The following is an 11,248-nucleotide window of genomic DNA, read 5'->3' as shown; positions in this document are numbered from 1 at the left end:
ACGGCGACGCTGAGCCCGGGGTTCGGGCGCGACCGGGCCCGGATCCGTTCGAACCGTTCGTTGACTACGTGGCGGCGCGGCTGGTCGAGGATCCGCATCTGTGGGCCCGCACCCTCTACGACGAACTCGAAGGTCTGGGTTTCGCGCTGTCGTATCAGAGCCTGACCCGCAACATCCGCACCCGCAGTTTGCGTCCGGACTGCCCCGCTTGTCGCACCGCGGTTGATCGGCCCAACGCGATCATCGAGCACCCGCCGGGTGAGGAAACCCAGTGGGACTGGCTGGAATTGCCCGATCCGCCCGCCTCGTGGGGTTGGGGCAAAAAAGCGTTCCTGTTGGTCGGGTCGCTGGCCCATTCCGGCAAGTGGCGAGCCGTGTTGTCACCGTCGATGGACCAACCTCATCTGGTGGCCGCCATCGACCGCGTCGTGCGCGGCCTGGGCGGACTGACCCGCATCTGGCGGTTCGACCGGATGGCGACGGTCTGCGATCCCGGCAGCGGTCGGGTGACCGCGTCGTTCGCTGGGGTGGCCAAGTATTACGGGGTGTCGGTGGCGATCTGCCCGCCGCGACGCGGCAACCGCAAAGGCGTGGTGGAAAAGGTCAATCACACTGCCGCGCAACGCTGGTGGCGCACCCTGGCTGACGAGCTGTCCGTCGAGCAGGCGCAGTCGGACGTGGACCGTTTCGCGCGGATGCGCGGTGACACCCGCCTGCGGGCCACCGCCGATGGGCGGTCCTCGGTGGCGGTGGTGGCCAAGAATGAACCGTTGGCAGCGGTGCCGGCGGCGCCGTATCCGGTGATCGTTTCTGAGACCCGCACTGCTTCGCGCCAAGCGTTGGTGGCCTACCGCGGCAACCGGTACTCGGTGCCTCCGGAGCTGGCCGGCGCCCAGGTCGTCATCAGCCATCCCGTCGGTGCCCAGTCCTGCGACATCGCCACCGCGGCCGGGATCGTGGTCGCGCGACACCGCATGGCAGCTGACGGGCTCGGGGTGATGGTCCGCGACAGCGGTCATGTCATCGCCCTGGACACCGCCGCGATGGCTACCGCCAGCACCGGGCGTCCACACCGCCGCAAGGAACGCATCCCACCCGGTCCGGCCGCCGGGGCCGCTGCCGCACAACTACTCCAACTCAAAGACGCCACCAACCAAACTGGCCACTCCTCAACTCCATCAACCGATTCCACCGTCATCGACCTGTCCGCCTACGAGCGGGCCGCCCAGAACAGGACCCTGCAATGACCCCCACCGCACGCACCCCGAAAACCACCGCCACCACCATCACCGCGGAATCGCCATCTGCGGCGGCCAGCCGCTATCAGCAGCTGCGCTCACATCTGGCCGAACTCAAACTGCACGCCGCCGCCGAAGCGCTGCCCGCCGTGCTGGATCAGGCCAGCGCCGAGGGCCTCTCACTGACCGTGGCCCTGGAGCGGTTGCTGGCCGTCGAAGTCGATGCCAGCACCGCTCGGCGGCTGGCCGGCAGGCTACGGTTCGCCAGCCTGCCGACCCCGGCCACCCTGGCCGATTTCGACGTCGACGCCGCCGCCGGCATCGACCGTGCCCTGATCGACGAACTGGGCACCTGCCGCTACCTGGAATCGGCGACCAACATTTTGCTGATCGGCCCGCCCGGGACAGGCAAGACGCACCTGTCGGTCGGACTAGCAAGGGCAGCAGCCCATGCCGGGTATCGCACCTACTTCACCACCGCAGCCGATCTGGCCGCGCGGTGTCACCGCGCCGCGATCGAGGGCCGCTGGGCGACCACCATGCGCTTCTACGCCGGGCCGACCCTTCTGGTGATCGACGAACTGGGCTATCTTCCGCTGCCCGCCGAAGCGGCATCGGCCTTGTTTCAGGTTGTCTCCCAACGGTATTTGAAAACCAGCATCGTGATCACCACGAACCGCGGCGTGGGCGCCTGGGGTGAGATCCTCGGCGATACCACCGTGGCCGCCGCCATGCTCGACCGCCTGCTGCACCGCTCGGTGGTCATCAACCTCGACGGCGAGTCCTACCGACTACGCAACCACCACGCCACCGCCGACGCCCTCCGCCGGGCCACCACCGGCACCCGACAACCACTACACTGACCGGTGCTCACAGGGTGAGGAATTTCAACGAGCACACCTGGGGATTTTCGATGAGCGCGATCACATGAACGCCGAGCGCTGTGGCCACGATGTACTCGGCCAGCACCCCGCGGGTCGTGTTGGTAAGTAGGTCGTCGTACGCCCACTCCTGAAATTCCTGTTTGTCCATGTGAGTCATCGCCGAGCCCTCATCGCTTCTGCAGTTGCCTTACCCAGTACGGTCGTCACTTTGTGACGGTCGATGTCGTCGAGGCTCAGTACAGACTCGGGACGGGTGATCCGTTTGATGTCATCGGCGTTCGGCTGCGGCACCAGTAGTGCCAGTTCGCGCGCCTCATAAATATCGACGTTGGTATGTATCCACTGGCTCTGATCGATGAGCTCGTGGTCGACGCTCACGAACCAGTTCGTCACGAATTCCAGCAGGTTCGGGATCAGTGTCCACACCTTGCGCCTCGCCGACCGCACACCGGGGCGGGTGAATGCAAGCCAGGCGAGCGCTCCACTGTCGGCGTCGGTGAGTTTCCAGAACGCCCGTCCGTTGTGCGTCAGCGGCTGGCTGACCGCGATGCTCTCCCCTGCATCGCGGGCCCGCTTTCTGTAGTCGGGCAGAGTGTCGGTGTGGTCGGGAGCACTGTAGAAGTAGTCGTGCGGCCTGGTCTGTCTTACCCTCTCCAGCTGCCCACGACGAACGTCGTCCATCAATCGCGTCCCCCCCGTCGGAAACGAATGACTCCGTCCAAACGGACGAGCCGAGCAACACCAAACCCCATCAAGACTGCCTTCGGTGGGCACTATATCGACGCCCGCCGACAGTTGCCGGGCGGCGCGCGCATACTGCCTTCACGATCGACGCGGACCCGGTGCCCTGACCCCGATCGGTTGATCCAGGGTGTATGAGAGTCTTGCGGCCCACGTTGTGGGCAGGAAGGCTCGACAAGATCATGGCGACGAGGAAGCGGCACAGTCCGGAGCAGATTGTGCGGAAGTTGATGGCTGCGGATCGGCTGTTGGCCGAGGGGAAGGACACGGCGGCGGTGTGTCGCGAGCTCGGGGTGTCCGAGGCCACTTACCACCGCTGGCGTAACCAGTTCGGCGGTCTGAAAGCCGAGGACGCCAAGAGGCTCAAGGACCTCGAACGCGAGAACGCCACCCTCAAGCGATTGTTGGCCGATGCCGAGTTGGAGAAGGACGCGCTGCGGGAGATCGCGAAGGGAAACTTCTAGGCCCGGAACGCCGGCGGGCGGCCGTTCATCACCTTCAGCGCGTGCTGGGGGTCAGCGAACGGTTCGCCTGCCGCGTCACCGGGCAACACCGCGCTACCCAACGCCACGAACCGACCGCGGCGACCCCGGACGACCCTGACGCTGCCCTGCGGGACTGGCTACGCGCCTACGCCGAGAAACACCCGCGGCGCGGCTTCCGGCCCGCCTACCACGATGCCCGCGGCGAAGGCTGGCACGTGAACCACAAGAAGATCCAACGCCTTTGGCGCGAGGAAGGCCTACGTGTTCCACAGCGGCGCAAGCGCAAACGTCACGGCACCTCCACCGCTCCGCTCGCCGTGACCGCCGATGCCCCCGACCGGGTATGGGCGGTCGACTTCCAGTTCGACGTCACCACCGACGGACGGCCCATCAAGATCGTCTCGATCATCGACGAACACACCCGTGAATGCCTCGGCGGCATGGTCGAGCGCAGCATCACCGGTGAGCACCTCGTCGACGAACTGGACCGCCTAGCCGCTCAGCGCGGCACCTATCCGACAGTCCTGCGCTGCGACAACGGACCCGAACTGGCCTGTGGCGCAATGACCGACTGGGCCTCAGGCCAGGTTGGGCTGCACTTCATCCCGCCCGGCGAGCCGTGGCCCAACGGCTACGTCGAATCCTTCAACTCCCGCCTCCGCGACGAATGCCTCAACATCAACAGCTTCTGGTCCCTGACCCAGGCCCGCGTCGTCATCGGCGACTGGAAACACGACTACAACCACCACCGCCGGCACTCATCGCTGGGCTACCAACCCCCGGCCCGCTACGCTGCCACCTGTACCCACCGATGAACGACTCTCGTTCGCCATGGACCAGTTCACGGGGTCCGGCCACCGGCGCGCCGAAGCACCGGCAAGCCGCAACAGCGCAGGCACCACTTACTACAAGTTCATCCGGCATCAGGCCATTCAGGCATTCACGAACACCGGTAGGCCTCCGCCCGCCAGCTGACTCACACCTTCTGCGCGCCCCTGACCAACCGGCCCGGGAGTGCGCCGGTGGCTTCTCCATCGGCATACACCTCTACGCCGGTGACCAGGGTGTGCAGGTAGCCGTCGGCGGCCTGCAGCACCCGTTGCCCACCGGCGGGCAGGTCGGCGACCAACCGTGGCGCCCGGGCGGTCAGCTTGTCGAAATCGATGACGTTGACGTCGGCCTTGTATCCGGGTGCCAGCACACCACGGTCATTGAGACCGACCATGCGTGCGGTATCGCGGCATTGGCGTTGGATCAGCCAGGTCAGGTCAAACTGGTCACGGCCACGGTCGCGGCCCCAGTGCGTCAACAACGTGGTGGAGAAGCTGGCGTCACAGATGGTGGACACATGGGCTCCGCCGTCGCTGAGCCCGGGCAGGGCGTTGGGATGGGAAAGCATTTCGTGCACCACATCGAGATTGCCGCTGTGATAGTTGAACACCGGCATGTACGCCGGACCGTTCAGCATGATGTCGTAGAGCACCTCGGCCGGGTCCTTGCCTTCCCGGGCCGCGCGCGCCGCCACCGAATCTTCCGGCGAGGGTTCGTAGTTCGGCGGGTCACCCAACTCGAAGATGGTTTCCAGTGGTGCTCGTAGTCCCCCACGTTCGGCGACCTCGGCCAGGACGGGCCGCTTGACGTCCGGATCGTGCAGGTCGGGTCCGCTGCGGAAGAATCGTGACAACACGAACGGGTTGTAAGTGCCCTTGAAGTCGACCAGAACTCCGATGGCGCGTGGTGCGACCACCGCCGTCATCTGCAACCCCTCGGCATTGGCCTGTTCGATCGCTTGTAACGTCCGACGGTAGCCGTCGCCGGCTTCGTGCTGCATCACCGACAGCGACAACGGCCGGCCCGAGACCCGCATCATCTCGTACATCACCTCGACTTCGTGATCGAATCCTTTGAGATCCGAGACCACTTGGAAGACACCGGTACCCGTCTCGCCGATGGCCTTGGCGATACCGACAAGCTCGTTGATCTCGGCGCGTACCGACGGAGTCTGCTCGCCACGGCTGGTCTTGTGCCACTCGGTGCGTGAGGTGCTGAAACCCAAGGCGCCCGCCCGGATTCCCGCGCTCGCCAGGCGGGCCATTTCGGCGATGTCCTCAAAAGTGGCAGCTTCCCGGTCGGCAGCACGCTGGCCCATGACGAACAGTCGCAGGGGGTCATGGGTCACCTGGGCGGCGATGTCGATGTCGTGCGGCAGGCTGTCGACGGCGTCGAGGTACTCCTCGAATGATTGCCAGGTCCAGGGCAGTCCTTCGTGCAACACCGGCCCGGGCAGGTCCTCGACGCCCTCCATCAACTCGATCAGTTGCGCGTGATCGGCCGGCCGCACCGGCGCGAATCCCATGCCGCAGTTGCCCATCAGCGCGGTGGTGACGCCATGGGTGGATGATGGCTGCAGACGGTTGTCCCAAGTGACCTGGCCGTCGTAGTGGGTGTGGATGTCGACGAATCCCGGCGCCACCAGCGCGCCATCGGCGTCGATCTCCCGGCGTCCACGTCCGTCCACGCGGCCGACGTCGGCGATCACCCCGTCGGTAATGGCGACATCGCCGCTGTGGCCGGGCTGCCCCGTCCCATCGATCACCGTGCCACCGCGGATGACCAAGTCGTAGCTCATGATGTCCTCGCTTTCAGCCGTTGGATCTGCCCGTAGGCATCAATGGGGCTCTGCAACGCCAACCCACCGTCGGCGAAGATGGTTTGGCCGGTCACCCAGGACATCTCGAGCAAACCGACGATGGTCTCGGCGATGTCGTCGGCTTCACCGAGCCTGCCCAACGCAGTTCGTTCGGTCAGCCCCTCTACCCAGCCGGGCAACTGTTCGGGTTTGGCGAGCATGGGTGTACGGGTCACGCCGGGCCCCACCGCATTGACCCGAAGACCATGAACGCCCCATTCTGCGGCCGCCACTCGGATGAGCATGTCGAGGCCGGCCTTCGACACGCAGTATGCGCCCATGTCCCGATCGGCCAAGGTCCCGCTGATGCTCGACACCGCGATGATCGACCCGTGGATCCCCGCCTCGATCATTGCGGCCGCACCGGCACGCATCACCAACCACGTCCCGGTGAGGTTGACGTCGAGGACCCTTTTCCAGTGTTCGGGTGTCTGCTCCAGGAGCAGTCCCGACGCCCCGATGCCGGCGCAGGTGATGAACCGGTCCGGGCATCCCATGTTCTCGACGGTCCAGGCCATGGCCGCGCTGACGGCGGCGGGATCGCTGATGTCACAGATGAAATCGGCATCGGCGAGATCCCACACCACGACGCGCCGGCCCTGGGCGCGCAACCGTCGAACCACCGCTGCGCCGATCCCCGATGCTCCGCCGACCACAACGGCGTTCATTGTGCCGCTCCGATCAGCTCGACGAGAACGCCGTCGGGCGCGGTGAGGACCGCCATTTCCACGCTCTTGCCGCCGGGCGCCGGCATCGAGATGCGCCGGATCCCTTCGCTGAATCCCAGTGACTCCAACGCAGGCAGAGTCAGGTCAACATCGCGTTCCAGCGAGACCAGGAAGAGGCCCGGCCGGGGCGGTCCGGTATGCGGCTCGGCACCGGTGAGGTCCGACGCACCGATGAACTGCACGAGTTCGACGATCCCCGCGTCGGGCCGTTCTGGATCCCCGAGGAACACCGAACGCAACGTGTCGGTATCTGCGCCGAACAGGGTCGGCCAGTCACCGGTGAACGTGTGGTCCAGTAACTGGGACAGACCGAGACCATCGCACCAGAACCGCAGTGACAGTTCGATATCGGTGGTGACGACCGCCGTGTGGTGTAGGGCACGCACGAGTGTTACTCCTCAGATTGCAGTCAGGGCCGTGCCGGCAGCGGACAGGTGATAGTCGTCAAGCCTCGCGGTGCGCAGATAATCGGCGAAAACATTGCCGCTGTACGGGAACTGGGTGACTACCTTGCCGTTCGGGTGCCGGTAGTAGTTGTGGCAGTTGGCTAGCCAGACCGTGCCCTCCATCGCTGTCTGGATCTCGGAGTTGTAGCGCGCATGCACTTCCTGGCGCACCTCGACAGTGCGCAGCCCGCGATCCGACATCGCGTCCAGTAGTTGGCGCACATAGGCCGTCTGGATCTCCAGAATGTGGATGATGGAGGTGACGCCATTGGTGTTCGGACCGTACAGCGTGAACAGGTTCGGATAGCCGGGGACCGCGGTGCCCAGGTAGGCCTCCGCACCGTCGCGCCACGCGTCGCGCAGGCACGCGTCATCACGCCCGTATACCTGCAGGCTGCTCAGATAATCCGCGGCCCGGAAGCCGGTGCCGTAGATGACGGTGTCGACTCGGTGCTCGACGCCGTCTGCGGTCCGCAATCCGTGACGGGTGAACTCAACGATCGGCGAGGTTTCCAACGTGACATTGGGCAGTGTGAAGGTCGGCCACCACTCCCCGGACAATAGCGGCCGCTTGCACCCCACCGGATAGTCAGGAGTCAGTTTGGATCGAAGCGCCGGGTCTTTGATCTGACGGTGCAGAAACTTCCGTGACATCTCGGTGAAGTTCCGCGTCTGATCAGCATGTTCGGCGAAGTCGGCCATCTCGTACTGCTGGCACGCGGCGTCACGGAGCTTTCGGGCTTCTTCCGGGTGTCGTGCGAACGACTCCTGCTGTTCGCGGGTGAATGGCTCGTCGGGCCGTGGTGTCACCCAGATAGGAGTGCGCTGAAAGACGGTTAGATGGCCGGTTTCTCGCGCGATCGCCGGTACGTACTGCACCGCGCTGGCACCGGTGCCGATTGATGCTACCCGCTCCCCTGCAGTGGAACGAGAATGGTCCCACCTCGAAGAGTGAAAGACGCGTCCGGCGAACAGTTCTGCTCCGGGAATATCCGGAATGTTGGGGACGTCGAGCATGCCGACAGCACTCACGACGACATCGAACCGGTGCACATCGCCGGACTCGGTTTGCACCGACCAGAATTCGTCGGCGTCAGACCAGCGCAACGACACCACACGGGTGTTCGGCAGCAGATGGCTTCGGAGGCCATGCTCGTCAGCCACGCGTTCCAAATATTCGAGGATCTCCGGCTGGTTCGCAAAAGTCTTGCTCCACCAGGGATTCGGCGCAAACGAGAACGAGTAGAAATGCGACGGTACATCGCACGACGCTCCCGGATAGGTGTTGTTGCGCCAGGTGCCACCGAAACCGTCATTGCGGTCGAAGATTGTGAACTGGTACCCGCCGGCAGCCAGCAGCGCACCCATCGCGATGCCGCCAGGACCCGCTCCGATGACGGCGACGGTCGGCTTGTCCGGTTTCGGGCTCACGTATCGATCCTTCATTGATGGCAGTGACGGTCGAGCTGGAATCAGCCGGACGCGCGGTCATCCACGGTCAGCAGCGTCATGTCGTGGCCGCGGTCATATTGCGACATCCAGGTCTGGGCCCACGCTGGCAGCGGCTGATCGGCTGGGTCGTGGTATGGCGTCTGGGACAAGGCCAATCGCCACACCATGCGTACCAGGTCACCGGAGGGCACGGAGGTGAACAGTGACGGTGCGCCGGCCGCCTTTCTCCGGCGGCGATGTCCGCCCGGTCCGCGGAACTTGAACTCATCGACGAACATCGCCGGCGACATCAGCTCCTCGGCGGACACCACGCGATCCTCGACCGGGACGACCTCATCGATTGTCCGGGCAATCGCAGCCGCGACCTCGCCGATATGCCGGAAGGTGTGGCGGATGTGCCGCACCCGATACCACCGATCGGACGTCAGGTGGTTGTAAAGGATCAACCCCGAGCTACGGTGCTCGATCTCTTCGACGAAGTGCCATGTCATCAGCGCCGCTACCCGCGGATCCGACCCGGAGAACAGGGAGTTGCGGTTGTCCAGGATCACTTTGAACAGCGGCGTGAACGTCGCTTCCAGATTGGCGATGTACGCGGCGTGAAACTGCACCGGATGCGTCTCGCTCAGTTCATCGAACGCCCTGTTGGCTTCGTCATGGGCGCGTTCGAGACCTGGATACCGGGCAATCAGGGCCGTCATGTGCTTGCGATGTGCCGCCGCGTGCTGGCCTTCCTGACGGAGGAACGCATCCGCCTCGGCGGCCACGACCGGCGACCGGTCGAACTGGGCCTGCGCCTGGCGAAGCGCTTTGATCAGGTACCGCTCGAACGGCACTGCGATGAAGGTGAACGCATTGCAGAACATTCCGAAGTTGGGATTGGCCGGTTGCCAGAGGAACGGCACTGTCGCGTCGAAGTCCCAACGGATCTTTCGCACCACCAGGTCCGTCATCGGATGTCACCTCATTGTGCGGTCAGGTCTTAACATGAAGCCACCTTGCGTTGCGCAGTCGATGCACCAAATGGTGCGATGATGCGTAAGGTGCGTTCCAACAGTGTGACATTTGATGGTCTATATGTAAACCACCGGAGGGGGTGTACGTGCCCGCTGAGAGTGAGCAATCCATCCGCAGACGAATCCTGGACGCCACCTTCGAGGTGGTCGCCCGGTGCGGTCGCCGCAAGCTCCAGCTTCTCGACGTCGCCGCGACGGCCGGGGTATCCCGGCCGACCGTGTATCGCTACTTCGGGTCGAAAGAGGGGCTGCTGGACGCGTTCGCTCTCTACGAGCAGGACAATTTCGCAGCGGGAATGGCCTCGGCCACAGCAGGTTTGCGGGGTGCGGACCGCGTGGATGCGACGCTGCAGTTCATCGTCGATTATCAGTTCTCCCATTCGCTGGCCACGCTGGTCGAACTCGAACCCGAATACTCGATATCCCAGATGGTGCGGGTGCTGCCGATGATGGAGGAAGGTATGCGCCGAGTCCTGTCTGGCGAGAACGCCGATGTCGCCGCGGCGGCGGTGGTGCGTATCGCTGTGTGTCACTACCTCGTCGGGGGTGGCGACCGGGCGACATTTCTTGCCGAGCTGCGTCACGCCGCGGGGTTGGAGCCGCGCCGTAAGCGCGGATCAGCCGTCCGCTAGCCAGTCCAGGATGGTTGCGGCGATTTCCGCGGGGCGCTCGAGATGCAGGAAGTGGCCCGCCCCGTCGACTATCCGGAAGGTCGATCCGCTGGCCGGGAGGTGTTCGGCGGCACCACCGAGCAGATCGGCGCCGATCGCACCGTCTCTGGATCCATGCAGGTACAGCGTCGGAATCGGCGGCGACGCCAGCGAGGCGGCGGCCTCGTCCATGGTGGCCGGATCCGCGAACTCCGGATTGAAAGAGGCCCGGTACGGGTTCACGACGCCGGTGACGGTTGTGGCGTCGACATACCGACGCAACACGGCAATGTCCACGGCTGCGTCGTAACCGGGCGACCAGTCCGACCACAGTGACTCCCAAAATCCCGGTTCCAGCAGCACGGATTCGGCCAAGCCAACCTGCTGGATGAACCAGATGTAGAAGGACCGCTTGAGCTGCGCATAGGAGAAGATGCCACTGCCCAGCGCGGGTGTCGGTGGCACCGCCAACGCCACGTAGCGCCGGAATGCGCCAGGATCGGTGGCGACCACGCCGTACCCGGCGTTCGCACCCCAGTCGTGCCCGATGAGTACGGCCCGTTCGTCACCCCCGCGCGCTGTGCGCTCGGCGAGGATGTGCCGCACGTAGGTCCCGACGCTGACCGGGCCGGCCGCCGCGTCGCGATAACCGGGCAGCCACGGCGCCGACACCCGGTAGCCCGCCTCGGCGAGCTCGGGGCCGAGGTGGCGCCAGGTGTGTGGCGTGTCGGGAAATCCGTGCACGAGGATCGCCAGCGGTTTGGTTACGTCGTCGATGTCTCCGAACGTCAGTTCCGGCACTGCAGTCTCTCCCGTTGTTTACATATGGACCCTCGTATGTAAATCTATTCGCAACCCGGATCCTAGCGTTACATCGTTGGTGGCTGATGTGACTTGCGTGAAGTCATCGAAAGGGAGC

At 64.8% G+C, this 11,248-nt stretch carries 12 protein-coding genes; 4 read left to right on the top strand and 8 right to left on the bottom strand.

All coding sequences use genetic code 11. The features are described 5' to 3' along the window. Positions 1 to 1,247 (top strand): Mu transposase domain-containing protein (locus AC5Y3P_RS19975; RefSeq protein ID WP_500047670.1); only part of this gene is annotated, 1,247 nt, incomplete at its 5' end. After that, positions 1,244 to 2,101 carry an IS21-like element helper ATPase IstB gene (gene istB / locus AC5Y3P_RS19970; RefSeq protein WP_500047669.1) on the top strand — a complete coding sequence of 286 codons (858 nt, stop codon included), beginning with the start codon at positions 1,244 to 1,246 and terminating at the stop codon, positions 2,099 to 2,101. The genes AC5Y3P_RS19975 and istB, both read left to right, overlap by 4 nt. Positions 2,102 to 2,108: 7 nt before the next feature. Here the strand turns inward: istB and AC5Y3P_RS19965 are convergent, their stop codons facing one another. Next, positions 2,109 to 2,270 (bottom strand): hypothetical protein, encoded by a 162-nt coding sequence (locus AC5Y3P_RS19965; protein WP_500047668.1) that lies wholly within the window; start codon positions 2,268 to 2,270, stop codon positions 2,109 to 2,111. A gap of 5 nt (positions 2,271 to 2,275) precedes the next feature. Next, positions 2,276 to 2,803 (bottom strand): hypothetical protein, encoded by a 528-nt coding sequence (locus tag AC5Y3P_RS19960; protein ID WP_500047667.1) that lies wholly within the window; start codon positions 2,801 to 2,803, stop codon positions 2,276 to 2,278. A gap of 242 nt (positions 2,804 to 3,045) precedes the next feature. On the opposite strand from AC5Y3P_RS19960, the gene AC5Y3P_RS19955 reads away from it, so the two are divergent. Further along, positions 3,046 to 4,163, top strand: a protein-coding gene (locus AC5Y3P_RS19955) for an IS3 family transposase (protein ID WP_500047666.1) whose coding sequence is annotated in 2 segments (ribosomal slippage) — positions 3,046 to 3,313 and positions 3,313 to 4,163 — 1,119 coding nt in all. Because the reading frame shifts where the segments join, the coding sequence is not laid out codon by codon here. Positions 4,164 to 4,324: 161 nt separating this feature from the next. Here AC5Y3P_RS19955 and AC5Y3P_RS19950 read toward each other — a convergent pair. Genes AC5Y3P_RS19950 through AC5Y3P_RS19930 form a run of 5 tightly spaced genes read right to left on the bottom strand, consistent with a single transcriptional unit; the run spans position 4,325 to position 9,616 of the window. Next, a complete protein-coding gene (locus tag AC5Y3P_RS19950; RefSeq protein ID WP_500047665.1) occupies positions 4,325 to 5,977 on the bottom strand; it encodes an N-acyl-D-amino-acid deacylase family protein in 1,653 nt (550 codons plus the stop codon). Further along, complete coding sequence (locus AC5Y3P_RS19945; protein ID WP_500047664.1) at positions 5,974 to 6,705, bottom strand: SDR family NAD(P)-dependent oxidoreductase; 732 nt, start codon at positions 6,703 to 6,705, stop codon at positions 5,974 to 5,976. Before AC5Y3P_RS19945 ends, AC5Y3P_RS19950 begins: the two co-directional genes overlap by 4 nt. Continuing rightward, positions 6,702 to 7,151 carry a VOC family protein gene (locus tag AC5Y3P_RS19940; RefSeq protein ID WP_500047663.1) on the bottom strand — a complete coding sequence of 150 codons (450 nt, stop codon included), beginning with the start codon at positions 7,149 to 7,151 and terminating at the stop codon, positions 6,702 to 6,704. The genes AC5Y3P_RS19945 and AC5Y3P_RS19940 overlap by 4 nt, the downstream gene beginning before the upstream one ends. A 12-nt stretch (positions 7,152 to 7,163) precedes the next feature. Further along, positions 7,164 to 8,642: a flavin-containing monooxygenase gene (locus tag AC5Y3P_RS19935; RefSeq protein WP_500047662.1), complete on the bottom strand. Its 1,479-nt coding sequence runs from the start codon at positions 8,640 to 8,642 to the stop codon at positions 7,164 to 7,166. A gap of 41 nt (positions 8,643 to 8,683) precedes the next feature. After that, positions 8,684 to 9,616: a metal-dependent hydrolase gene (locus AC5Y3P_RS19930; RefSeq protein WP_500047661.1), complete on the bottom strand. Its 933-nt coding sequence runs from the start codon at positions 9,614 to 9,616 to the stop codon at positions 8,684 to 8,686. 143 nt (positions 9,617 to 9,759) lie between these two features. Here AC5Y3P_RS19930 and AC5Y3P_RS19925 point away from each other — a divergent pair, with 143 nt between their 5' ends. After that, entirely contained in the window at positions 9,760 to 10,311 is a 552-nt protein-coding gene (locus tag AC5Y3P_RS19925; protein WP_500047660.1) for a TetR/AcrR family transcriptional regulator, read from the top strand. Here AC5Y3P_RS19925 and AC5Y3P_RS19920 read toward each other — a convergent pair. Next, complete coding sequence (locus AC5Y3P_RS19920; protein ID WP_500047659.1) at positions 10,297 to 11,130, bottom strand: alpha/beta fold hydrolase; 834 nt, start codon at positions 11,128 to 11,130, stop codon at positions 10,297 to 10,299. The two genes, AC5Y3P_RS19925 and AC5Y3P_RS19920, sit on opposite strands and share 15 nt — an antisense overlap. Positions 11,131 to 11,248: the final 118 nt, after the last annotated feature.

It is taken from the genome of Mycobacterium sp. NGS45 (assembly GCF_059812645.1).
Note: the sequence above shows the minus strand (reverse complement) of the source record. Positions and strands in the feature narration are given on the sequence as shown.